General features: G+C 36.5%; 23 protein-coding genes and 1 riboswitch. Of the genes, 15 read left to right on the top strand and 8 right to left on the bottom strand.

Annotated features, from left to right (window positions below; genetic code table 11):
• The first annotated feature begins 19 nt into the window (after nt 1–19).
• From purM to purD, 4 genes are all read left to right on the top strand, one after another.
• Nucleotides 20–1,060 carry a phosphoribosylformylglycinamidine cyclo-ligase gene (gene purM, locus G9F74_RS14030; RefSeq protein WP_001262428.1) on the top strand — a complete coding sequence of 347 codons (1,041 nt, stop codon included), beginning with the start codon at nt 20–22 and terminating at the stop codon, nt 1,058–1,060.
• The gene (gene purN / locus G9F74_RS14025; RefSeq protein WP_000088570.1) at nt 1,057–1,644 is read left to right on the top strand and encodes a phosphoribosylglycinamide formyltransferase; all 588 of its coding nucleotides are present in this window, start codon (nt 1,057–1,059) and stop codon (nt 1,642–1,644) included. The genes purM and purN overlap by 4 nt, the downstream gene beginning before the upstream one ends.
• A gap of 24 nt (nt 1,645–1,668) precedes the next feature.
• The gene (gene purH, locus G9F74_RS14020) at nt 1,669–3,204 is read left to right on the top strand and encodes a bifunctional phosphoribosylaminoimidazolecarboxamide formyltransferase/IMP cyclohydrolase (protein WP_000745414.1); all 1,536 of its coding nucleotides are present in this window, start codon (nt 1,669–1,671) and stop codon (nt 3,202–3,204) included.
• A 223-nt stretch (nt 3,205–3,427) separates the two neighbouring features.
• Nucleotides 3,428–4,699, top strand: coding sequence for a phosphoribosylamine--glycine ligase (gene purD, locus G9F74_RS14015; protein WP_016107413.1), 1,272 nt, complete (start codon nt 3,428–3,430; stop codon nt 4,697–4,699).
• 36 nt (nt 4,700–4,735) lie between these two features.
• Here purD and G9F74_RS14010 read toward each other — a convergent pair whose 3' ends face one another.
• The 3 genes from G9F74_RS14010 to G9F74_RS14000 form a co-directional block, all read right to left on the bottom strand.
• Nucleotides 4,736–4,900 carry a type II toxin-antitoxin system antitoxin gene (locus G9F74_RS14010; RefSeq protein ID WP_001085171.1) on the bottom strand — a complete coding sequence of 55 codons (165 nt, stop codon included), beginning with the start codon at nt 4,898–4,900 and terminating at the stop codon, nt 4,736–4,738.
• A gap of 16 nt (nt 4,901–4,916) precedes the next feature.
• Entirely contained in the window at nt 4,917–5,762 is an 846-nt protein-coding gene (locus G9F74_RS14005) for an SPFH domain-containing protein (protein WP_000660692.1), read from the bottom strand.
• Between the two features lie 217 nt (nt 5,763–5,979).
• The gene (locus G9F74_RS14000; RefSeq protein WP_000812355.1) at nt 5,980–6,357 is read right to left on the bottom strand and encodes a YgaP family membrane protein; all 378 of its coding nucleotides are present in this window, start codon (nt 6,355–6,357) and stop codon (nt 5,980–5,982) included.
• 294 nt (nt 6,358–6,651) lie between these two features.
• On the opposite strand from G9F74_RS14000, the gene pcrB reads away from it, so the two are divergent.
• The 6 genes from pcrB to pruA all read left to right on the top strand — a co-directional run bounded on the left by pcrB (nt 6,652) and on the right by pruA (nt 15,397).
• Nucleotides 6,652–7,341 carry a heptaprenylglyceryl phosphate synthase gene (pcrB, locus tag G9F74_RS13995; RefSeq protein WP_000272082.1) on the top strand — a complete coding sequence of 230 codons (690 nt, stop codon included), beginning with the start codon at nt 6,652–6,654 and terminating at the stop codon, nt 7,339–7,341.
• A complete protein-coding gene (gene pcrA, locus G9F74_RS13990; RefSeq protein ID WP_080119631.1) occupies nt 7,342–9,591 on the top strand; it encodes a DNA helicase PcrA in 2,250 nt (749 codons plus the stop codon).
• A 15-nt stretch (nt 9,592–9,606) separates the two neighbouring features.
• Entirely contained in the window at nt 9,607–11,616 is a 2,010-nt protein-coding gene (gene ligA, locus G9F74_RS13985; protein ID WP_016107415.1) for an NAD-dependent DNA ligase LigA, read from the top strand.
• A 16-nt stretch (nt 11,617–11,632) separates the two neighbouring features.
• Nucleotides 11,633–12,829 (top strand): CamS family sex pheromone protein, encoded by a 1,197-nt coding sequence (locus G9F74_RS13980; RefSeq protein ID WP_000717024.1) that lies wholly within the window; start codon nt 11,633–11,635, stop codon nt 12,827–12,829.
• A 94-nt stretch (nt 12,830–12,923) separates the two neighbouring features.
• The gene (locus G9F74_RS13975; protein WP_000343983.1) at nt 12,924–13,694 is read left to right on the top strand and encodes a TSUP family transporter; all 771 of its coding nucleotides are present in this window, start codon (nt 12,924–12,926) and stop codon (nt 13,692–13,694) included.
• A gap of 155 nt (nt 13,695–13,849) precedes the next feature.
• On the top strand, nt 13,850–15,397 hold the full coding sequence (gene pruA, locus G9F74_RS13970) for an L-glutamate gamma-semialdehyde dehydrogenase (protein ID WP_000259542.1): 1,548 nt from the start codon (nt 13,850–13,852) through the stop codon (nt 15,395–15,397).
• Between the two features lie 249 nt (nt 15,398–15,646).
• On the opposite strand, the gene G9F74_RS13965 is transcribed toward pruA, so the two are convergent.
• Nucleotides 15,647–16,210 carry a cysteine hydrolase family protein gene (locus G9F74_RS13965; RefSeq protein WP_000844919.1) on the bottom strand — a complete coding sequence of 188 codons (564 nt, stop codon included), beginning with the start codon at nt 16,208–16,210 and terminating at the stop codon, nt 15,647–15,649.
• A 242-nt stretch (nt 16,211–16,452) separates the two neighbouring features.
• Nucleotides 16,453–16,557: riboswitch (SAM riboswitch) on the top strand.
• Nucleotides 16,558–16,681: 124 nt separating this feature from the next.
• Between G9F74_RS13965 and G9F74_RS13960 the strand changes: the two genes are divergently transcribed.
• From G9F74_RS13960 to G9F74_RS13950, 3 genes are read left to right on the top strand one after another with little or no spacing between them, the layout of a single operon-like run.
• On the top strand, nt 16,682–17,701 hold the full coding sequence (locus tag G9F74_RS13960; RefSeq protein ID WP_016107416.1) for a methionine ABC transporter ATP-binding protein: 1,020 nt from the start codon (nt 16,682–16,684) through the stop codon (nt 17,699–17,701).
• Nucleotides 17,691–18,356: a methionine ABC transporter permease gene (locus G9F74_RS13955; RefSeq protein ID WP_016107417.1), complete on the top strand. Its 666-nt coding sequence runs from the start codon at nt 17,691–17,693 to the stop codon at nt 18,354–18,356. Before G9F74_RS13960 ends, G9F74_RS13955 begins: the two co-directional genes overlap by 11 nt.
• Before the next feature lie 21 nt (nt 18,357–18,377).
• Nucleotides 18,378–19,232, top strand: a complete 855-nt coding sequence (locus G9F74_RS13950) for a MetQ/NlpA family ABC transporter substrate-binding protein (RefSeq protein WP_000721582.1) — start codon at nt 18,378–18,380, stop codon at nt 19,230–19,232.
• Between the two features lie 171 nt (nt 19,233–19,403).
• Here G9F74_RS13950 and G9F74_RS13945 read toward each other — a convergent pair whose 3' ends face one another.
• The 4 genes from G9F74_RS13945 to G9F74_RS13930 form a co-directional block, all read right to left on the bottom strand.
• Complete coding sequence (locus tag G9F74_RS13945; RefSeq protein ID WP_016107418.1) at nt 19,404–19,871, bottom strand: HXXEE domain-containing protein; 468 nt, start codon at nt 19,869–19,871, stop codon at nt 19,404–19,406.
• A 57-nt stretch (nt 19,872–19,928) separates the two neighbouring features.
• The gene (locus G9F74_RS13940; RefSeq protein ID WP_000544097.1) at nt 19,929–20,120 is read right to left on the bottom strand and encodes a DUF3926 domain-containing protein; all 192 of its coding nucleotides are present in this window, start codon (nt 20,118–20,120) and stop codon (nt 19,929–19,931) included.
• Nucleotides 20,113–21,294, bottom strand: a complete 1,182-nt coding sequence (locus G9F74_RS13935) for an ArsA family ATPase (RefSeq protein ID WP_016107419.1) — start codon at nt 21,292–21,294, stop codon at nt 20,113–20,115. Before G9F74_RS13935 ends, G9F74_RS13940 begins: the two co-directional genes overlap by 8 nt.
• Before the next feature lie 185 nt (nt 21,295–21,479).
• Nucleotides 21,480–21,962 (bottom strand): MarR family winged helix-turn-helix transcriptional regulator, encoded by a 483-nt coding sequence (locus tag G9F74_RS13930; RefSeq protein WP_016107420.1) that lies wholly within the window; start codon nt 21,960–21,962, stop codon nt 21,480–21,482.
• A gap of 230 nt (nt 21,963–22,192) precedes the next feature.
• Here G9F74_RS13930 and G9F74_RS13925 point away from each other — a divergent pair, with 230 nt between their 5' ends.
• Both G9F74_RS13925 and gatC read left to right on the top strand, forming a co-directional pair.
• The gene (locus G9F74_RS13925; RefSeq protein ID WP_001254393.1) at nt 22,193–22,429 is read left to right on the top strand and encodes a YiaA/YiaB family inner membrane protein; all 237 of its coding nucleotides are present in this window, start codon (nt 22,193–22,195) and stop codon (nt 22,427–22,429) included.
• Between the two features lie 141 nt (nt 22,430–22,570).
• On the top strand, nt 22,571–22,861 hold the full coding sequence (gene gatC / locus G9F74_RS13920; protein ID WP_000086999.1) for an Asp-tRNA(Asn)/Glu-tRNA(Gln) amidotransferase subunit GatC: 291 nt from the start codon (nt 22,571–22,573) through the stop codon (nt 22,859–22,861).
• The last annotated feature ends 2 nt before the right edge of the window (nt 22,862–22,863 follow it).

Here is a 22,863-nt window from a genome sequence, read left to right as displayed (position 1 = left end):
AGACGAGGTGTAAATAACGATGGCGAATGCATATAAGCAAGCAGGAGTAGATATTGAAGCTGGATATGAAGCGGTATCTCGCATGAAAAAACACGTACAAACAACAATGAGAAAAGAAGTACTAGGCGGTTTAGGCGGTTTTGGAGGTATGTTTGATCTATCAAAATTTGCATTAGAAGAACCTGTATTAGTATCTGGAACAGATGGCGTGGGAACAAAATTGATGCTCGCTTTTATGGCAGATAAACATGACACAATTGGTATTGATGCAGTAGCGATGTGTGTAAATGATATTGTTGTCCAAGGGGCAGAGCCGCTTTTCTTCCTTGATTATATTGCTTGTGGTAAAGCTGAACCTAGTAAAATTGAAAACATCGTCAAAGGTATATCAGAGGGCTGTCGCCAAGCTGGTTGTGCATTAATTGGTGGGGAAACAGCTGAAATGCCAGGAATGTATTCTACGGAAGAATACGATTTAGCTGGTTTTACAGTTGGGATTGTTGATAAAAAGAAAATTGTAACAGGTGAAAAGATTGAAGCTGGTCACGTATTAATTGGCTTAGCATCTAGCGGTATTCATAGTAATGGTTACTCTTTAGTACGAAAAGTGTTACTAGAAGATGGAGAACTATCTTTAGATCGCATTTATGGACGCTTAGAACTACCTCTTGGTGAGGAGTTATTAAAACCAACGAAAATTTATGTCAAACCTATTTTAGAACTATTGAAAAAACATGAAGTATACGGTATGGCTCATATTACAGGTGGTGGATTCATTGAAAATATTCCACGTATGTTGCCAGAAGGAATTGGTGCTGAGATTGAACTTGGATCTTGGGAAATTCAGCCGATTTTCAATTTGCTTCAAGAAGTTGGGAAACTAGAAGAGAAAGAAATGTTCAATATTTTTAACATGGGTATTGGTATGGTAGTAGCGGTAAGGGAAGAAGATGCAAAAGATATTGTTCGTCTTCTTGAAGAGCAAGGAGAAACAGCTCGTATTATTGGTCGTACTGTACAAGGGGATGGCGTTACCTTCAATGGGGGCACAGCACTATGAGTAGATTAGCAGTTTTTGCTTCTGGAAGCGGATCTAACTTTCAATCTCTCGTTAATGCGGTAGAAGAAAAGAGATTGGATGCAGATATTAGTTTATTAGTATGTGATAAACCAGAAGCACGCGTTATTGGACGGGCACATTATCATCATATCCCATGTTTCGCTTTTTCAGCGAAAGCATATGAGTCAAAAGAAGCATTTGAAAAAGAAATATTAAAGAAGCTAGAAGAGTATGAAATTGATTATGTTATTTTAGCTGGATATATGCGTTTAATTGGGCCAACTTTACTAGAAGCATATGGCGGGAAGATTATTAACATTCATCCATCACTACTACCGAGTTTCCCAGGGAAAGATGCTGTCGGTCAAGCGTTAGAAGCAGGTGTGAAAGTAACTGGAGTAACAATTCATTATGTAGATGCAGGTATGGATACAGGTCCAATTATTGCGCAAGAAGCAGTAGTTGTTTCTGAAGGTGATACGAGAGAAAGCTTACAAAAGAAAATTCAACAAGTTGAACATAAATTATACGTAAATACAGTGAATCAAATTGTTCAGTCTGTGAAAGAACCAACTGTTAACTAACATACAACCAGGGGTGAAGGATAAATGAAAAAGCGTGCATTAGTAAGTGTTTCAGATAAAACAGGAGTAGTAGAATTTGTTAAAGGTTTACTAGAACAAGGGATTGAAGTTATTTCAACAGGTGGTACGAAAAAATTACTAGAAGAAAATGGTTTACAAGTAATCGGTATTTCTGAAGTAACTGGTTTCCCAGAAATTATGGATGGCCGTGTAAAAACATTACATCCAAATATTCATGGTGGTCTATTAGCAGTTCGTGATAATGAAACACATGTAGCGCAAATGAATGAATTAGGCATTCAACCAATTGACTTTGTTGTTGTTAACTTATACCCATTTAAAGAAACAATCGCTAAGCCTGATGTAACATTTGCTGATGCAATTGAAAATATTGATATCGGTGGTCCAACAATGATTCGCTCTGCTGCGAAAAATCATAAATTTGTATCGGTAATCGTAGATCCAGTAGATTATGATGTTGTATTAGCAGAACTGAAAGAGAACGGCGAAGTAAAAGAAGAGACGAAACGTAAATTAGCAGCGAAAGTATTCCGTCATACAGCGGCATATGATGCGTTAATTTCTAACTACTTAACAGAACAAATGGGTGAAGAAAGTCCAGAAACGTTAACTGTGACGTTTGAGAAAAAGCAAGACTTACGTTATGGAGAGAACCCACATCAAAAGGCTACTTTCTATAAAGCACCATTTGCTGCAACTTCTTCTGTTGCATATGCAGAACAATTACATGGTAAGGAATTATCTTATAACAATATTAATGATGCAGACGCAGCGCTTAGCATCGTAAAAGAATTTACAGAACCAGCAGTAGTAGCGGTAAAACATATGAATCCATGTGGCGTTGGAGTAGGAACTGATATTCACGAGGCATATACTCGTGCTTATGAAGCGGATCCAGTATCAATCTTCGGCGGTATTATTGCAGCAAATCGTGAAATTGATAAAGCTACAGCAGAAAAGTTACACGAAATTTTCTTAGAAATTGTTATCGCTCCTTCGTTCTCGCAAGAAGCTTTAGAAGTGTTGCAAAGCAAGAAGAACTTACGCTTACTAACTGTAAATATTGAAAAAGCGACAAGTGCAAGCAAAAAACTAACTTCTGTACAAGGTGGTCTTCTTGTTCAAGAGGAAGATACGTTATCATTAGATGAGAACACAATTTCAATTCCAACGAAACGTGAACCATCAGAGCAAGAGTGGAAAGATTTAAAACTAGCTTGGAAAGTTGTAAAACATGTGAAATCAAATGCAATTGTTTTAGCGAATGATAACATGACGGTTGGTGTAGGCGCGGGACAGATGAACCGTGTAGGCTCTGCAAAAATTGCAATTACACAAGCTGGCGAAAAAGCACAAGGTAGCGCACTTGCATCTGATGCTTTCTTCCCAATGCCAGATACAGTAGAAGAAGCAGCAAAAGCTGGTATTACAGCAATTATCCAACCAGGTGGATCAATTCGTGATGAGGATTCTATTAAAGTGGCAGATAAGTATGGGATTACGATGGTGTTCACTGGCGTACGTCATTTCAAACACTAATAGAGGATGTCTAAAAGGTCCGGTCGAGATAATCTTCGCATGTCGTCGTTGCAATGCCAGTGCGGTACTCATGTAGGAAAACTATACTCCGTATCCTCTTGGAAAATACGCCTCGACCTGCTCGGTTCTCTCGATCCTCCCTTTTAAACTTCTATTGATATGAAAAAGCAAACTAGGAGCATAGCTTCTAGTTTGTACCTATTTAATTATTGGGGGATGAAATATGAATGTTTTAGTAATTGGCCGCGGTGGGCGTGAGCATGCTTTAGCTTGGAAGTTTGCACAATCTGAAAAGGTGGAGAAGGTGTATGTAGCACCAGGTAATGAAGGTATGCGAGATGTTGCAACACCAGTTGATATTGATGAAAATGATTTTGATGCATTAGTTTTATTTGCCAAAGAGAATAATGTTGAATTAACTTTCGTTGGGCCAGAAATTCCGCTTATGAATGGAATTGTTGATCGTTTTAAAGAAGAAGGACTTCGCGTATTTGGTCCGAATAAAGCGGCTGCTGTTATTGAAGGCAGTAAAGCTTTTACGAAAGAGTTGATGAAAAAGTATAATATACCAACTGCTGCATACGAAACTTTTACAGACTATGATGAAGCAGTAAAGTACATTCAAAAAGTTGGTGCGCCAATTGTTATTAAAGCTGATGGATTAGCTGCTGGTAAAGGTGTAACGGTAGCAATGACGCTTGAAGAGGCATTACAAGCTGTGAAAGAAATGCTACAAGATGTGAAATTCGGCGTGGCAAGTAAGAAGGTCGTTATTGAAGAGTTTTTAGATGGGCAAGAATTTTCATTGATGGCATTTGTAAATGGAACAACTGTACATCCGATGGTAATTGCTCAAGACCATAAACGAGCTTTTGATGGCGATAAGGGTCCTAATACAGGTGGAATGGGCGCATATTCTCCAGTACCACAAATTCCAGAATCAGCAGTTCAAGAGGCGATTGAAACAGTATTACACCCAACTGCTAAAGCGATGATCCAAGAAAATCGTTCGTTTACAGGTATTTTATATGCAGGGCTTATTTTAACAAATGATGGTCCAAAGGTAATTGAATTTAATGCTCGCTTTGGTGATCCTGAAACGGAAGTTGTATTACCTCGCTTAGAGAATGATTTAGTTGATGTATGCAACGCTGTGTTAGATGAAAGTGAACTAACTTTACAATGGTCAGAAGATGCTGTTATCGGTGTTGTACTTGCTTCTAAAGGATATCCAGAAGCGTATAAAAAAGGTGAAGTTATTAACGGATTAGATGCATTGCAAGATGTGATTGTTTTCCATGCGGGGACAGTAATGAAACACGGTGATTTTGTAACAAATGGTGGTCGTGTATTATTTGTTGCTTGCAAGGCGAATAGTTTACAAGAAGCAAAAGATAAAGTATATAAAGAAATCGGTAAAATTGAAAGTGATGGTCTGTTTTATCGAAGTGATATAGGATATCGTGCAATTGGGCATGAGATGACGAGAAGCTAATGTATAAAAAATCCCGCTGATTTCTCAGCGGGATTTTTATGCATCTTTATCTTTCTTCAATTTTCCTTTTTGCTTTGCCATTTCTCGAAGTAAATACTCGATGTGTGCATTGACGCTACGAAACTCATCATTCGCCCATTTTTCGATGACTGCGTGTAATTCAGGATCAATACGTAATGGAAAGCTTTTCTTTTTAGCCATAATTATTTACAACCTATTAGTATAGGCTTCCTGTATTAATAACTGGTTGCGCACCTTTATCTGAAACGATGGCAACCAATAAGTTGTTTACCATATTTGCTTTACGCTCGTCATCGAGTTCCAGCACGCCTTCTTCATCCAACATATGGATTGAATCTTTGGCCATTTTCACAGCACCTTCAACAATCTCTTTTCTAGCAGCTAACACTGCTTTTGCTTGTTGACGTTGTAGCATTGCATGGGCAATTTCTGTTGCGTAAGCTAAATGCGTTAAACGAGTTTCTAATACTTCTACACCAGCAATTTCAAGACGCGCTTCTAATTCGCGTTTTAGCTCTTCTGAAATTTCCTCAGTATTTCCACGTAACGTAATACAAGTTTCATCCTGGAAATTATCATAAGGATATTTTGTTGCCACGTGGCGGATTGCTGTTTCACTTTGGATTTCTACGAATCGATCGTAATGCTCAACACCAAACATTGCTTTTGCAGAATCAACCACCTTATATACGATAACAGCTGCAATTTCAATTGGATTTCCTTCGACATCATTTACTTTTAATTTCTTACTATTAAAGTTTTCAACACGTAAAGATACAGTTTGACGGAATGCAAATGGAATTGTTAAAAATAAACCGTTTTGACGAATTGTTCCTAAATAATTACCGAAGAACGTAATAACTTTCGCTTGATTCGGTTGAACGATACCGATGCCTGTAGCCAAAACAGATGCTAATATAAGAGCTAAAATAGCTATTACAAACATTTCTTGTACAAGGCAAAATACACCGATAGCGGCTAAAACTAAAATTCCAATAACACCCAGAAATCCATTTACATAAAATACTTGTTTTTCTTTCATATGATCGCCTCCTGATATAAAAATGATATCACTTTTATATCATTTTAAGCAAGGGATTCATACCTAATCTTCTGAATTTTTTTATTTGGTATTTTTTATGTACGTGTTAGGGATGAAAAGGAATGTACGTTCTGTTTTGTGGTAAAATAAAGAGGACTTAACCGCCCACTGCAGCAGCTAAGTCCCTTTGAGAGCATCTTGCATCGTGACAAATGATTCAAAGCGGTTTTGCCAGGATTATTTCTTCAATCGCTGACTCAATCTCTTTGTCAGAAGCATCATAACTTCCCTTTGACTTTGGCTTGTCATGAGCGGAAGTTTGATTCACTTCTTCTTTAGCATGTCCTTTTTCAGTAAAATTCATGCCAGGCATTTTAAATGCGCCCATATTCATGTATTTTCCAAATTTCCATGCTTCAACAATAGGGCAGAAGCGAACAATTCCCTCTGCAACTTTCATTGCACCAATCCATAGAAAAATGTTAGACCAAGTGCACCACGGATTGCGTACAAGTTTAGTTGCACTACATCCGAAGAGGACAAGCCCAAGTGTAATTCGAATTAGAGCGTTTATTGTCCCGATGTTTTGCTTCATTAGAAAAACACTCCTTTTTATGAAAATTGAAATAGTAAATACTACTTCTCTTATTAGTATTCCGTGTGATTTTGGGGATATGTAATCCAACATTTGACGTTGAAAAAGATGTTGGAATGGGCGTGTGTGTCAGTAGCTTTTTTTGTTATAATGAAAGAATGCATAAAAAGAAGGTAAAATGAAATCCTTCTTTTTGAAAAATATTTAATAGCTATTTAAAAAAAACAAGATGAAAACTAACTGTTATTTTAAACAGAACTATAGATATAACTAGAGAAAAGAAAGGGTGTTTTCATGTACGATATTTCCGGATGGAAACATGTATTTAAGCTTGATCCAAATAAGGAGTTAAGCGATGAACATTTAGAAATGATTTGTGAGTCTGGAACCGATGCTGTTATTGTAGGCGGAAGTGATGGAGTTACAATTGATAACGTATTACACATGCTAGTTAGCATTCGTAGATATGCAGTTCCTTGCGTGTTAGAGGTTTCTGATGTGGAAGCAATCACACCAGGCTTTGATTTTTATTACATCCCAAGCGTATTAAATAGCCGAAAAGTAGAATGGGTAACAGGTGTTCATCACGAGGCATTGAAAGAATTTGGGGATATTATGGACTGGGACGAAATTTTCATGGAAGGGTATTGTGTTTTAAATCCTGAAGCGAAAGTAGCCCAGCTTACAGATGCAAAATGTGATTTAACAGAAGATGACGTTATTGCATACGCGCGTTTAGCAGACAAGCTATTACATTTACCGATATTCTATTTAGAATATAGCGGTACGTATGGAGATATTGAACTTGTTAAAAATGTAAAAGCAGAATTGAAACAAGCTAAGTTATATTATGGCGGTGGCATTTCTAATGCAGAACAAGCGAAAGAAGTAGCGCAGTATGCCGATACAGTAGTTGTTGGAAATGTTATTTATGATGATATAAAATCGGCGTTAAAAACAGTTAAAGCAGTAAAAGGAGAGTAGGTGCAGGCGTATATGAGTATGACGGATAAGTTATTAAATGGTTTAAATCCACAGCAACAAAAAGCAGTGCAAACAACGAATGGACCGCTGCTATTAATGGCGGGAGCGGGTAGTGGTAAAACACGTGTGTTAACACATCGTATTGCATATTTACTTGGTGAAAAAGGTGTAGCGCCATGGAATGTACTAGCTATTACCTTTACAAATAAGGCTGCTCGTGAAATGCGCGAGCGTATTGATACACTTGTCGGACCAGAAGCAGAAGATATTTGGATTTCTACGTTCCACTCTATGTGTGTACGTATTTTACGACGTGATATCGATCGTATTGGTATTAATCGTAACTTTACAATCTTAGATTCAGGCGATCAGTTAACTGTAGTCAAAAAAATTATGAAAGAGCGTAATATTGATCCGAAGAAATTTGAGCCACGCTCTATTTTAGCCGGTATTAGTAATGCGAAAAATGAACTGTTATCTGCAGATAAATATGCAAAAAAAATTACAATCGCTGATCCATATGAAAAATTAACGAGCGATGTATATACAGAATATCAAAAACGTCTTTTGAAAAATAACTCATTAGACTTTGATGATTTAATTATGACAACGATTCAGCTATTTGAACGTGTTCCAGAAGTACTAGAGTTTTATCAGCGTAAGTTCCAATATATTCACGTGGATGAGTATCAAGATACGAACAAAGCGCAGTACCTTCTTGTTAAACATTTAGCAGCACGTTTTAAAAACCTTTGTGTTGTGGGTGACTCAGATCAGTCTATTTATCGCTGGCGTGGTGCGGATATTTCTAACATTTTGTCATTCGAAAAAGACTATGAGAATGCGCAAGTTATTCTGTTAGAACAAAACTATCGTTCGTCACAAAATATTTTAAATGCAGCCAATGCTGTTATTGAAAAAAATACGAATCGTAAACCGAAAAAATTATGGACAGACAACCAAGTTGGGAGCAAAATTTCGTATTATCGTGCTGCAACTGAAAAGGACGAAGCGTATTTTGTTGCGAAAAAAATTCGTGATGATATTCAAATGGGGAACCGAAAATATATTGACTTTGCAGTATTATATCGTACGAATGCTCAGTCTCGTATGGTTGAGGAGATTTTCCTGAAATCTAATATCCCTTATAAAATTGTCGGCGGTACGAAGTTCTACGACCGTAAAGAAATTAAAGACATTTTGGCGTACTTACGTTTAATTGGGAATCCTGATGATGAGATTAGTTTCGCACGTATTATTAACATGCCGAAGCGCGGGATTGGTGCGACTTCTATCGATAAAATTATTAATTACGGTGTGCAAAACGGAATTTCATTAACGGCTGTATTTGATGAAATTGAGCATGTTGGTGTAAGTGCAAAAATTACAAAGGCAGTAAAAGAATTCGCAAGTTTACTACACAACTGGGTAAATATGCAAGAGTACTTATCTGTTACAGAATTAGTAGAAGAAGTCATTGAAAAAACAGGATATCGCGAGATGTTGAAAAATGAGCGTTCTTTAGAAGCAGAAGGCCGTTTAGAAAACTTAGATGAGTTTTTATCTGTTACGCAAACGTTCGAATCTCAAAGTGAAGATAAGAGCCTTGTTGCATTCCTAACAGACTTAGCTCTTGTCGCGGATATTGATCGTGTAGATGAAGATCCAACTGCTGGTGAAGAAGTTATTTTAATGACGATGCACTCAGCAAAAGGGCTAGAGTTCCCTGTAGTCTTTATCGTTGGTTTAGAGGAAGGAATATTCCCGCATACGCGTTCTCTTATGGAAGAAGATGAAATGCAAGAAGAGCGTCGTCTTGCTTATGTAGGTATTACTCGTGCAGAAGAAGAATTATACTTATCGAATGCACAAATGCGTACTTTATTTGGTAGGACAAGTATGAATGCAGCATCTCGATTTATTACAGAAATTCCGGCAGAGCTGGTGGAACCATTAAATGAAACAGCGCCGAAGCGTGAAACTTCGTTTAGTGCAAAAGGAAGAACGACAGGAGCTGCGGCAACAACAACACGCTCTCGTTCAGCTTTCGTACGTCCCGCTGTTAAGACAACAGGCGGCGAGCAAATTGGCTGGGCAGTAGGCGATAAAGCTTCCCACCAAAAATGGGGAGTCGGTACAGTTGTAAGTGTAAAAGGCGAAGGTGATTCAAAAGAATTAGATATCGCGTTCCCAAGCCCGATTGGTGTTAAACGTTTATTAGCAAAATTTGCACCTGTGACGAAACAATAGGAAAGGAATGAGGATATGTCAAAAGAGATAGCAAAAAAACGTATAGAAGAACTACGTGATTTGTTAAATACATTTAACTATCAATATCACGTATTAGACAATCCTTCTGTTTCTGATGCGGAGTATGACCGTAATATGCAGGAGCTTATAAAATTAGAAGCAGAGAATCCAGAGTTCATGAGTGAAGACTCTCCCTCCGTGCGCGTTGGGGGAACTGTTCTTGATATATTTGAAAAAGTAACGCATAAGTCACCGATGTTAAGTTTAGGAAATGCATTTAACGAAGGAGATTTGCGTGATTTTGACCGAAGAGTACGTCAAGGAATTGATGATGCGAATGTAAGATATATATGCGAATTAAAAATTGACGGACTTGCTGTTTCACTTCATTATGAAAAAGGACGCTTTATTCAAGGTGCAACACGTGGTGATGGTATAACAGGTGAAGATATTACCCAAAACTTGAAAACGATTAAAGCAATTCCACTTCGATTAAATGAAGAGGTAACGTTAGAAGCGCGAGGCGAGGCTTATATGCCGAAGCGTTCATTCGTTAAACTAAATGAAGAAAAAGAGCAAAACGGTGAAGATGTATTTGCGAATCCGCGTAATGCGGCAGCAGGTTCAATACGTCAACTTGATACGAAAATTGCAGCAAAGCGTAACCTATCCATGTTTGTATATGGTCTTGCAAATGTAGAAGAAAAAACAATTTCATCGCATAGCGAATCACTTGATTTCTTAGGTGAACTGGGGTTTAAGACAAATCCAAATCGCCGTACATGTGAAACAATTGAAGAGGTTATAGCTTATGTAGAAGAATGGCAGGAAAAACGTCCGAATCTTGATTATGAGATTGATGGGATCGTTATAAAAGTAGACGATGTTGCTCTTCAAGAAAGCCTAGGAACTACTGCAAAGAGTCCAAGATGGGCGATTGCTTATAAATTCCCGGCTGAAGAAGTTGTAACGAGATTAACGGGCATTGAATTAAGTGTTGGCCGTACAGGGGTTGTAACACCGACTGCAGAGTTAGAACCAGTACGAGTGGCTGGTACGATCGTTCGTCGTGCTTCCTTACATAACGAGGATTTAATTCGTGAAAAAGACATTCGAATTGGTGACTACGTTGTTGTGAAAAAGGCTGGAGATATTATTCCTGAAGTTGTGAACGTTATTTTTGATAAGCGTAATGGTGAGGAAGAAGAATACCGCATGCCAACGCATTGTCCGGCATGTGAGAGTGAACTAGTTCGTTTAGAAGAAGAGGTTGCACTTCGTTGTATAAATCCAACTTGTCCTGCACAAATTCGCGAGGGATTAATTCATTTCGTTTCAAGAAATGCAATGAATATTGACGGACTTGGCGAGCGTGTCATCACACAGCTCTTTGATGCAGATTATATTCGTACGTTTGCAGATTTATATGCATTGACGAAAGAACAATTACTACAGCTAGAGCGTTTTGGTGAAAAATCAGCAACAAATTTAATACAAGCAATTGAGAATTCGAAGGAAAACTCGTTAGAGCGATTATTATTTGGCCTTGGAATTCGCCATGTCGGAGCGAAAGCAGCACGTACATTTGCAGAGCATTTTGAAACGATGGATGCACTTGTGAAAGCGACGGAAGAGGAGCTAAAATCAATTAATGAAATTGGTGAAAAAATGGCGCAATCCGTTGTGACATATTTTGATAATGAAGATGTATTAGAGCTATTACAACAGTTTAAAGAGTATGGCGTGAACATGACATACAAAGGCATAAAAAGTGCAGATTTACAAAATGTTGAATCTTACTTTGCAGGGAAAACTGTCGTCTTAACTGGGAAATTAGAAGTGATGGGACGCAGTGAAGCGAAGAAGAAGATTGAGGCATTAGGTGGAAAAGTAACAGGAAGTGTTAGTAAAAGTACGGATTTAGTTGTTGCTGGTGAAGCTGCGGGCTCAAAATTAGCGCAAGCAGAGAAGCACAATGTTGAAGTTTGGAATGAAGAGAGGTTCTTACAAGAGCTAAATAAGTAAGAGGTGCAAACTTACCATGAAAAAAATAGCATTAGCGGTATTAAGTCTTGGCCTACTTGTAAGTGGTTGTAGCGCAGGTGCCGACAAAGATGAAAAAGTGGCTGAGAAATCAGGGAAAGCAAAAGAGCAAGCAGTCGTTCCGAAGTATGCTATTTCGGATGAATATTATAAGACGACTGTTCCATTTGATGCAGGATCTGCACGTGGATTAGTTGTGCAGGGATTAAATAATCGTCTTGATATAGATGAATTTGAAACAGGATTAATGCGTATTGCAAAAGAATCATTTAATACGAAAGATTATTTCTTTAAAGGTGGAAGTACTCTAGATGATCAAACCGTAAAAATGCTTGTAAAAAGAAAGCGTACAGATGCCGAACAAAAGGAACTAGAGAGCAAATTAAAAAAAGATGCAGTTAAATTTCCGAATATAGGGCTCAATCCAGCGTTAGGCGAAGGATCAGAATCACTAGAAGTGAAAAATAAAAAAAATCCAATATATATTTCAAATATTTTAGAGCATAATTATTATGTGAAAAAAGGCGATAAAGATGTTGAACTTGGTGGTATTGTAGTTGGTTTAGCAATGAATTCTGTTCAATATTTTAATGAAGAGCATGGTTATCCGCGTGAGGCTAAAATCGAGGACGAAAAAATGTTAGCTGAAGGGAAAAAAATGGCGCAAGAAATCTTGAAAGTTATGCACCAAAAAAAGCCCGACATAAAAAACGTTCCGATTACATTTGCGATTTATCGTCAATCTCCAAAGTCTGCACTTGTGCCAGGAAACTTTGTTTCTTATGCTAATGTGGAAAAAGGTAGTGAAACGGTTGAAGATTGGAAACAAATTAACGAGAAATACTATTTGTTCCCGTCTGAACAAGCAAAAACAGACAATAAGCGTGAAGATCTTGCAAGGGTATCTAACTTCAAAGCAAAACTAAGCGATTATTTCCAAGGCGATTATTCCGCTGTTATCGGTACTGGTATGTATAGAGACGAGGAATTAAAAGAAATGAAGCTGGATATTCCTGTCCAGTTTAATGGAAAAGCGGAAATAATTGGTTTTACACAATATGTAGCAGGGCTTGTTATGGAATACTTCCCAAATTATATGAGAGTACAAGTAACGATTAAATCTGTAGAACGTCCAGAAGCGATTATTATACGTGAAGCGAAGCAAGATGAGCCACTCGTAAAAATTTTAGATTAAAGATAAAAGCTGTTCCACAAAGGAACAGCTTTTTTCTTGAGGAATTTTGTTATAATTTTAAATGTTATAAATAAGGGGATAAGGGGTAAAGGTCATGGACGAACTAAGTCTTCAAGTCATTATTTTATTAATTGCATTCGGATTTTTAGCAGCTTTTATTGATTCAGTTGTTGGAGGTGGAGGATTAATTTCGCTTCCTGCACTAATGTTTGTCGGTTTGTCACCAGCTTCGGCAATTGCAACGAATAAATTAGCTGCAACGATGGGGACGTTTACGAGTGCAATTTATTTTATTCGATCAGGAAAAGTCGATTTTAAAATTGTAGGAAAGTTAATCCCGTTAACTATTATTGGAGCGGTCGCAGGTGCTTTAGTGGTAAAATTTATTCCACCGGATATTTTACGTCCATTAGTACTTGTAATGTTGGTGTTTATTGCCATTTATATTATTGCAAAAAAGGATTGGGGAAGCGTATCTACCTATAAGAAGATGACGAAAAGGAAAACATTAATATTTTTCTTTGTTATTTTAATGATAGGGTTTTATGATGGTTTTTTTGGACCAGGGACAGGATCCTTTTTAATTTTTGCATTTTTATTAATAGGTTTGGATTTTATTCAAGCAGCGGCATCTGGAAAACTTTTGAACTTTGTTAGTAATATCGTATCTTTAATTACTTTTTTATTTTTAGATATAATTCATTTTGAATATGGTATTATTATGGGATTATCAATGATTTTAGGTGCTTATTTTGGATCGAAGTTTGCAGTTCAAAAAGGCGTTGGATATGTAAGGACTTTATTTTTATTAGTTACTATATTATTGATCGGAAAAAATGTTTTGGAATATACTCATATTTTGTAGATTCATACGCATGTATGAATCTCTTTTTTTTTGTTATATTTTAAAAATTTATTAATTTTTAAAATATAAGTCTAGGAATATTTGAATAAATCTAAATTATCGTGTAGAATAATGTTGTAAAATGTAAACGTTTTTCTAAGGGGAGGCTAAAAAGAATGGTAGTAGCATACAAACATGAGCCATTTACAGATTTTTCAGTAGAGGCTAACAAATTAGCGTTTGAAGAAGGTTTAAAGAAAGTAGAATCTTATCTTGGACAAGACTATCCATTAATTATTGGGGGAGAAAAAATCACTACAGAAGATAAAATTGTTTCTGTAAACCCTGCAAATAAAGAGGAACTTGTTGGTCGTGTTTCAAAAGCAAGCCGTGAATTAGCTGAAAAAGCAATGCAAGTAGCGGATGCAACATTCCAAACTTGGAGAAAGTCAAAACCAGAAATGCGTGCAGACATTTTATTCCGTGCTGCAGCAATTGTTCGTCGTAGAAAACATGAGTTCTCTGCTATCCTTGTAAAAGAAGCAGGTAAACCATGGAATGAGGCAGATGCTGATACAGCGGAAGCAATCGACTTTATGGAATATTATGCTCGTCAAATGTTGAAATTGAAAGACGGTATTCCAGTAGAAAGCCGTCCAATTGAATATAATCGTTTCTCTTACATTCCATTAGGAGTAGGTGTTATCATTTCTCCTTGGAACTTCCCATTCGCAATTATGGCAGGTATGACAACAGCTGCTTTAGTTTCTGGTAACACAGTATTACTAAAACCAGCTAGTACAACTCCTGTAGTAGCTGCGAAATTCATGGAAGTATTAGAAGAAGCTGGCTTACCAGCTGGCGTAGTAAACTTCGTGCCAGGTAATGGTTCTGAAGTTGGTGACTACTTAGTAGATCATCCTCGTACACGTTTCGTAAGCTTCACTGGATCTCGTGATGTAGGTATCCGCATTTATGAGCGTGCAGCGAAAGTAAATCCAGGTCAAATCTGGTTAAAACGTGTTATCGCTGAAATGGGCGGTAAAGATACAATCGTTGTTGATAAAGAAGCAGATCTTGAATTAGCAGCTAAATCTATCGTTGCATCAGCATTCGGATTCTCAGGACAAAAATGTTCTGCATGTTCTCGTGCTGTAATCCACGAAGATGTATATGATCACGTATTAAATCGTGCTGTTGAATTAACAAAAGAATTAACAGTTGATAACCCAGCTGTATTAGGTACAAATATGGGTCCTGTTAATGACCAAGCTGCATTCGATAAAGTAATGAGCTATGTTGCAATTGGTAAAGAAGAAGGTAGAATCCTAGCAGGTGGCGAAGGAGACGATTCTAAAGGCTGGTTCATCCAACCAACAATCGTTGCTGATGTTGCAGAAGATGCTCGCTTAATGAAAGAAGAAATCTTCGGACCAGTAGTAGCATTTTGTAAAGCAAAAGACTTCGATCATGCACTTGCAATTGCAAACAATACAGAATACGGTTTAACAGGAGCAGTTGTTTCTAATAACCGCGACCATATTGAAAAAGCACGTGAAGACTTCCACGTAGGTAACTTATACTTCAACCGTGGATGTACTGGTGCAATCGTAGGTTACCAACCATTCGGTGGCTTTAACATGTCTGGTACAGACTCTAAAGCTGGTGGCCCAGATTACTTAGCACTTCACATGCAAGCAAAAACTACTTCTGAAACTTTATAAGAAATAGTAGAGGAGCTTTTCACAGAATGTGAAGAGCTCCTTTTAAATTAGAATCCCATATATTACTATTATTCGAAGAGGACGAGCTAAACCCTATTAATAGCGGGATAAACATGTAAATAGAAATAAAGTGACGGGAAAAGTTGATTTATTAGTCACATTTTTTAGTATTCATTTTAAGAATTTCCTGTATAATACAATTTGAAAGAAAATCTATGGTTTGACAAGAAACACTCTTTTCGGTTTTGCTCACTGAATGGAGTGTTTTTTTGTAACCAAAAATTCCTCTGTACTCATTGCATTTGCATATACTCCATTTAAACTGGCCAAAATTGTATTGTGAATATAAACAGCTGGTATAGTAGCATTCTTAAAAGAAAGATCTTTTGTAGCACAAGCATCGTGTATAACGGTACAATGAAAGCCGAAATCAAAAGCAGCTCTAACGGTAGCATCAATACACATATGAGTCATCATCCCGCATATGACGATGTGTTCAATGTCTAAACGTTGTAATTGTTCTAAAAGATTAGTTTCTCGGAAGCTATTTGGATAATGTTTGAGTATAACAGTTTCTTCTCTAAGCGGACGGACATTCTCGTGAATATGGACACCTTCTGTATTAGGTAGGAAAAAAGTAGCATCATCTTTTATTGCTACATGCTGGATATGAAAAATAGGTTCGCCGTTCATTCTAAAGTGTTTTAGTAGCTCACTGGCATACTCACTTGCTTCTACCGGATTGCGCAATTCCATCTTTCCATTTGGAAAATAATCATTTTGGATATCAACGAGTAATAGAGCTGTTTTCATATATTCACCTTCCTCTGATTTCATATTCAAATAATAGTATTCAATTCATAGAAAAAATAATCCTTTTAAAAAATATGAGGGAGAAGAATTTTACATAACCTTCAAGAGTACTATTTTATTATGAATTTTTATTTGAAAATTTTAATAAAGAAATAATTGATATTTTTCCAAAAAAATGTATTGACTCTCACTATTCTGAGTTCTATAATGAGAATTAATTAAACGACAATTAAATCGATACATTCTTATCCAGAGAGGTGGAGGGACTGGCCCTACGATACCTCAGCAACGGGTTTTTTAATACCGTGCTAACTCCAGCAAGTCTTTATAGGCTTGGAAGATGAGAAGATGTGAACGAGTACATATAAGTGCTCTCCTTCTTATCTTTTATTACTGATAAGAAGGAGAGCACTTTTTATTTTACCTCGCAAGCTCTACTTCTAGTTTTTACAGCATATAGGAGGGAAGAAAATGATTTTTTTTAATAACGTAAGTAAAGTATATGAATCAGGTGGGCAATCTGTTCATGCTGTGGAGGATGTAACATTATCAGTTGAGAAGGGCGAAATTTTTGGCATTATCGGATTTAGTGGTGCTGGAAAGAGTACGTTATTACGCCTAGTAAACATGTTAGAGAGACCGACTGCAGGAACGATCTCAATAAATGATAAAGATATTACATCATTATCAACGAAAGAATTACGGAAACTTAGACAAAGAATTGGGATGATTTTTCAAAGTTTTAATTTATTTAATTCAAGAACAGTGTTTGGGAATATTGCTTATCCATTAAAGTTAGCGAAAGTACCAAAGAATGAAATAAAAGAAAGAGTCAATGAACTGCTGAAGTTTGTAGGGCTAGAAGATAAAGCAAACTATTATCCGGAGCAGTTATCAGGCGGACAAAAGCAACGTGTTGGGATTGCTAGGGCACTTGCAACATCACCAGATATACTTATATGTGATGAGGCAACATCAGCCTTAGATCCAGAAACAACGACAGAGATTTTAAACTTATTAAAGAAAGTCAATCGTGAATATAATTTAACAATTCTTCTTATTACACATGAAATGCATGTTGTGAAAGAAATTTGTCACCGTGTAGCTGTAATGGAGAAGGGAAAAGTTATTGAAGAAGGAAAACTGTTTGATGTTTTCACACAACCAAAAACAAAGACAACTCAAAACTTTGTACGTTCTGTTATTAATGACCACTTGCCAGAAAGTGTTCTAGCGAAAATTCAAAATGGTGGTCAGATCTATCGCTTAACTTTTACTGGTGAGGAGACTGGACAGCCGGTACTATCATATATCGCAAAAAACTATAACGTCGATGTAAATGTACTGTACGGAAATATTATTGAACTTCAAAATGTGCTATTTGGAAATCTTCTTGTAGAATTGCAAGGTGAACAGAAGGAAATTCAAAAAGCATTACAACATTTAAGACTGCAAGTGAAGCTGAAGGAGGTAGAAGCTCATGCGAGTTGATTGGAGTATATTTTGGCCTCGCATATTAGATGCGACGGGGGACACTCTCTTAATGGTAATTGTAACCCTTATATTCGCTACAATTCTTGGTATACCTCTAGGTTTACTTTTATATGTGACGAGAAAAGGTAATTTTTTAGAAAATAAATGGGTTTTTTCTATTCTTAACGTCATCATTAATACAATTCGTCCAGTTCCATTCATTATCTTTTTAGTAGCTTTAAGCCCACTAACAAGAAGCGTGATCGGAACGACGATTGGAACAGCGGCAGCAATCTTCCCAATGACGTTAGTGGCATCTATTGGTATTGCTAGAATGGTTGAAACAAATCTTGTCTCAGTTCCGAAAGGAGTAATTGAAGCTGCACAAGCGATGGGCGCTTCACCACTTAGAATTGTTTTTGAAATCCTCGTGCCAGAAGCGTTAGCACCATTGATCTTAGGTGTTACGTTTATGACAGTTGGTTTAATTGAATTTTCTGCAGTTGCTGGGCTTGTCGGTGGTGGTGGTCTTGGTGACTTAGCGATGACATATGGTTATCAACGTTTTGATACATCAGTTATGTTCGTAACGGTCGTTTTACTTATTATTCTCGTACAGATAGCTCAAAATTTAGGAAACTACTTTGCGAAAGTGTTTTTACGCAGATCATAAAAAGGAAGAGGGGAAAAGAAAATGAAGAAAATTTTAGCATTTGCATTATCAGCGATTGTAGGAATTTCAGCACTAAGCGGCTGCTCGGGTGGAGACACAGGTGCAGGAGCAAAAGAGAAAGTAGTTCGCGTCGGTGTAACTGGAACGGATGGAGATGTTTGGGAAATTTTGAAGAAAAAAGCTGAAAAAGAAGGGATTAAAATTAAACTGGTTGAGTTCTCTGATTATACAACGCCAAATAAAGCGTTAGCTGATGGAGATATTGAATTAAACTCATTCCAGCATATTGCTTTCTTAGAGCAATTTAAAAAGGAGCATAAGTTAGATATTACAGCTGTCGGTACAACACAAATTGCACCAATGGGCTTATTCTCTGAAAAATATAAGAAAGCAAATGAAATCCCAGATGGTTCAGAAATTGCTATTCCAAATGATCCAACGAACCAAGCACGTGCATTAAAACTTCTTGATGCAGCGGGGTTATTGAAACTTAAAAAAGATTTTGGTCTATTTGGGGATCCAAGTGGTATCGCTGAAAATCCGAAGAAGTTAAAAATTACACCGGTTATTGCACAGCAAACACCTCGTGTATTAAAAGATGTAGCAGCTTCAGTTATTAATAACGGTGTGGCTGGTCAAGCTGGATTAGATCCAGCGAAGGATCCTATTTTCTTAGAAGATCCAAAGAATGAAAATGCGAAGCCTTATATTAATATTTTCGCAGCTCGTACGAAAGATAAAGACGATCCAACACTGAAAAAAGTAATTGAATTATATCATTCAAAAGAAGTAACAGATGCAGTTAAGAAAGAAACAAAGGATGGTTCAATTTCAGTAGATCTTTCACTTGAGGAGCTTGAAAAAATCGTAAAATAATCATTGGGTTTAATGAACTAACAGAAGGAACCCCTCCGCTGTTAGTTCGTTCAACATATAATCTACTTAACAAACAAAACCCTAATTTTGTACCTTCCAATTTTGTATAACGTAGAATCCAATGTTTGTTAAGTAGAGTGATGGACCGGGAGTTTTCCTGGTCTTTTTTTATTACTGAAAGCAGTTAGCGAATAGTAAGGTAATCCAAATTATAATGGGATAAGAAAGTAAGCTGAAAATGAGTGTAATTACGAATTGCTTTTTATGAATTAATTGTTTTTTGGATGAAAAAAAGAAAATAGAAAAGATAACAATGAAAACTGAGGATATTACGCCAGGATTATAGGAGCGATAAATCAAAAACAAAATAATATGTTGCACAGCGTTAAAGAAAATGGCTCCTTGTATAAAAATAATCCAGTGTATAGAAGACAAGAAGTTTAGTTGATATAGAAAGACGATAAGTACGACGAAGATTGTTAATATGGAAATGGCAATGAAAAATTGTTGGCTAGTTATAAGATGAATTGAAAATTGATTAGCAAGATATTGTGGCATTTGGAAAGCTTCTTCAAGGTTATGAATGAAAAATAATAAAGGAATGATCCAAAGCGTAATAGTGGAATGTTTTTTTAGCAACTTATATCACTCCAATAAAGTATAGAAAGCCTAAAAAGGCCCTCTATACAGAGATGATTATTCAATTATGATACTTTTTAAATTATCTTCATGATGCTCTCGTTCTTTCGGATAAGCAGCTAGCTCCTCTTGCAAAATACTTAGCATTTGCTTAGCTGATTGCTGGATTGGAGTAGGTAGCTCTTCTAATATACGCATACCGACTCTTACTTTTGTCCGAATTACTTTTCGTAGTAATTCCTCATGCATGCACCACACCTCCAAATCGAATGTTTAGTACATCCTCTTCAAACTTGGCTCCTTGAATAGAAAGGTGTGTTAATGTTTTTGGTAATGTGATGTTACGTTTAACAGAGCCGGCTCGAATAATAAGCTCATCACCTTTTTGATTTAATGAAAGTTCACTTTTGTTTGAGAAGGGGATGGACAGAACGAAAATATATTCATCGCCATCTTTTTTCACATATTGTGTGCGACCATTGAATTTCACTTCAGTAGGAGAGGGATCGGATTTAAATAAAGCATTGCCTACACGCTCTAACATAGGTAAACCAACAACTTCTTGTTCAAACATGGGAGCTTCGTAAATAGGAAGCGGCTGAAAACTATCTTGAATTAATGTTTTATATTTCTTTTGCGTATCTTTCCATGCTTGAAAATAAGGATCGGTGACAGTGTTAGGGATGACACGGTTAATCATGATGGCATCTACGTTATAATCGTATAAATTTAAATAAGTAAAACTACGCTGAGCTTCTTTAATGACCATTTTTTCGGGATTTACAATGATGCGGATACTTGTTATTTCTCGGTTCGATAAAATATCTCTCATTTCTCCAAGCTGTTCAAGTGTATTTGTTAATTCGTCCATAATATCATCGGTTGGAAGGGGGACACCAAGAAGTGGTTGAGCTACAGGACGAACGACTTTTAAAACTTTTCTTTTAATAGGAAATAATTTTTCCATCCACCAGCCGAGCATGTCTGGAAAACTAAGCATTGCTAATGTTTCTCCTGTTGGAGCGCAATCAATGATGATAACGTCGTATGTGTTTTTTTTATAATAATCGAGCACGCGAAGTAAGCTAATTAAATCTTCCATACCAGGAAACATCGTTAATTCTTCTGTTGTAATATCATCAGCTGCTTTGGAAGTGAATAACAAGGTAATGTATTTCTGTAACTTTCCCCAGCCTTTTTCCATTTCATAAATCGTATTAATCTCTTGTGCCCACAAGTTTTCGCGAATTTCTAATGGCTCAGAAGATAGCTTTATACCAAATGAATCTCCTAAACTATGAGCAGGATCTGTACTCATTACTAATGTTTTTAATCCTTGTTTTGCGCTTTGAAGTGCTGTTGCTGCTGAAATGCTAGTTTTTCCTACGCCGCCTTTACCTGTATACAAAATAATTCTCATCATTCTATCCCCTTTATTTCGGTTATCGAATATTATGAACATCGAAGTATTTAATTGAATAAAAACCCAGTTAGGGCTTTATCCCGCATTAACGGGCAGTAAGACTTCCGTCCAAAAATTCGGCTGGAGCAAAGAAATTAGGTGGGAGGTCAACTGCCCGTAAATGCCCGATTGATTAAAGTTTCACTTTATTCAATCGGAATGTTTTTCATTCTAGGTGTAGAAACCTTTTCTTCTGTTTTTTGCTGTGTCGTAGCAACGTGATTCATAATCTTTTGGAAGATTTGTAGTAAGAATGCTTTTTCTTCTTCTGACAATGCTTCTGTCACTAAGCTAAAGTAATGGGCTGCATTTTGTTTTACTTCTTGAACGAGCATTACGCCGTTTTCTGTTAAACGAATTAATACAATACGTCGATCGTTTTCATCACGGTACCGTTCAATATACCCCTTTTTTACAAGGCGATTTACAACACCTGTCGTTGTACTCATCGGTATATCAAGAAGGTCAGCAATTTTTGTCATTGTAATATCTGTATTTCGCTCCATCCAAAGTAAACAAAATACTTCTGTCTTTGAAAGTGTTAAATCAAGGCTTACCCATTCTTCAGGATAGAAAAGTTTCTTGGCGTTATCTAGCAGTAAGTCTAAAAAATGTTCATATTGCAACAATTAATTCCACTCCCGTATATTTCGAGGTTCGTAATATTTATTTTTATTTTATGCAGAATAGAAATAAATGTCAATAATTTTAATTAATTTTTCAGATTAGAAAGAAAACAATCTTTAAAATGGCATTTTTTTATGATAGATTAATAAATAGAAAAATAATTTTACATAAAAATCCATAACGGTAAATATATTTATCTATAATGGATGTGCATCTAACAAGGGGGATAATGATGAGAAGAAGAAATACGCAAGCGTTCACGTTTTTAGCATGGACTTCATTTGTTTGTGCGCTTTCAGGGATGCTAATTGGGATTTACACGTTAGATGAAACGCTTAGTGTAAAAGGGTACTATTTAATTGGAACGTTATTTTTAACGATGTCTTGTTTTGTATTACAAAAAACAATTCGTGATAATGAAGAAGATAACGAGAGATTTCCAAAAAATAAACCGTTAGATAAAGAGTAAATTGTAAAGAAAGGCGTTTGCCTTTCTTTTTTTATGTAAAAATGCCGTAAGTGCCATGTGTTGACTTGCTTGAAGTACTGAAAATTTGGTATCATCAATAGTATTGTAGATTGAACGATATATTATGGAGGTGGCCTAGCCGTGTCAAGAATTTCCGTTGAGAATGTAAAGCACGTAGCACATTTAGCACGTCTTGCAATTACTGATCAAGAAGCAGAAAAATTTCAAAAACAACTAGATGCAATTGTTACATTTGCAGAACAGTTAAATGAATTAGATACAACAGATGTAAAACCAACAACTCATGTATTAACTATGAAAAATGTTATGCGTGAAGATGTGCCAGAAAAAGGTTTACCAGTAGAAGAAGTATTAAAAAATGCACCGGATCACAAAGATAATCAAATCCGTGTTCCAGCAGTATTAGAATAGAG

Origin of the sequence: Bacillus sp. EKM202B (assembly GCF_011066025.1) — a bacterium.
In the GTDB taxonomy this organism is placed as follows: domain Bacteria; phylum Bacillota; class Bacilli; order Bacillales; family Bacillaceae_G; genus Bacillus_A; species Bacillus_A toyonensis.
Note: the sequence above shows the minus strand (reverse complement) of the source record. Positions and strands in the feature narration are given on the sequence as shown.

What these genes read in the sequence shown, in the direction of transcription:
- purM (WP_001262428.1), top strand. Translation starts at nt 20, where the DNA reads ATGGCGAATGCATATAAGCAAGCAGGAGTAGATATTGAAGCTGGATAT.
- purN (WP_000088570.1), top strand. Translation starts at nt 1,057, where the DNA reads ATGAGTAGATTAGCAGTTTTTGCTTCTGGAAGCGGATCTAACTTTCAA.
- purH (WP_000745414.1), top strand. Translation starts at nt 1,669, where the DNA reads ATGAAAAAGCGTGCATTAGTAAGTGTTTCAGATAAAACAGGAGTAGTA.
- purD (WP_016107413.1), top strand. Translation starts at nt 3,428, where the DNA reads ATGAATGTTTTAGTAATTGGCCGCGGTGGGCGTGAGCATGCTTTAGCT.
- G9F74_RS14010 (WP_001085171.1), bottom strand. Translation starts at nt 4,900, where the DNA reads ATGGCTAAAAAGAAAAGCTTTCCATTACGTATTGATCCTGAATTACAC.
- G9F74_RS14005 (WP_000660692.1), bottom strand. Translation starts at nt 5,762, where the DNA reads ATGAAAGAAAAACAAGTATTTTATGTAAATGGATTTCTGGGTGTTATT.
- G9F74_RS14000 (WP_000812355.1), bottom strand. Translation starts at nt 6,357, where the DNA reads ATGAAGCAAAACATCGGGACAATAAACGCTCTAATTCGAATTACACTT.
- pcrB (WP_000272082.1), top strand. Translation starts at nt 6,652, where the DNA reads ATGTACGATATTTCCGGATGGAAACATGTATTTAAGCTTGATCCAAAT.
- ligA (WP_016107415.1), top strand. Translation starts at nt 9,607, where the DNA reads ATGTCAAAAGAGATAGCAAAAAAACGTATAGAAGAACTACGTGATTTG.
- G9F74_RS13980 (WP_000717024.1), top strand. Translation starts at nt 11,633, where the DNA reads ATGAAAAAAATAGCATTAGCGGTATTAAGTCTTGGCCTACTTGTAAGT.
- G9F74_RS13975 (WP_000343983.1), top strand. Translation starts at nt 12,924, where the DNA reads ATGGACGAACTAAGTCTTCAAGTCATTATTTTATTAATTGCATTCGGA.
- pruA (WP_000259542.1), top strand. Translation starts at nt 13,850, where the DNA reads ATGGTAGTAGCATACAAACATGAGCCATTTACAGATTTTTCAGTAGAG.
- G9F74_RS13965 (WP_000844919.1), bottom strand. Translation starts at nt 16,210, where the DNA reads ATGAAAACAGCTCTATTACTCGTTGATATCCAAAATGATTATTTTCCA.
- G9F74_RS13960 (WP_016107416.1), top strand. Translation starts at nt 16,682, where the DNA reads ATGATTTTTTTTAATAACGTAAGTAAAGTATATGAATCAGGTGGGCAA.
- G9F74_RS13955 (WP_016107417.1), top strand. Translation starts at nt 17,691, where the DNA reads ATGCGAGTTGATTGGAGTATATTTTGGCCTCGCATATTAGATGCGACG.
- G9F74_RS13950 (WP_000721582.1), top strand. Translation starts at nt 18,378, where the DNA reads ATGAAGAAAATTTTAGCATTTGCATTATCAGCGATTGTAGGAATTTCA.
- G9F74_RS13940 (WP_000544097.1), bottom strand. Translation starts at nt 20,120, where the DNA reads ATGCATGAGGAATTACTACGAAAAGTAATTCGGACAAAAGTAAGAGTC.
- G9F74_RS13935 (WP_016107419.1), bottom strand. Translation starts at nt 21,294, where the DNA reads ATGATGAGAATTATTTTGTATACAGGTAAAGGCGGCGTAGGAAAAACT.
- G9F74_RS13925 (WP_001254393.1), top strand. Translation starts at nt 22,193, where the DNA reads ATGAGAAGAAGAAATACGCAAGCGTTCACGTTTTTAGCATGGACTTCA.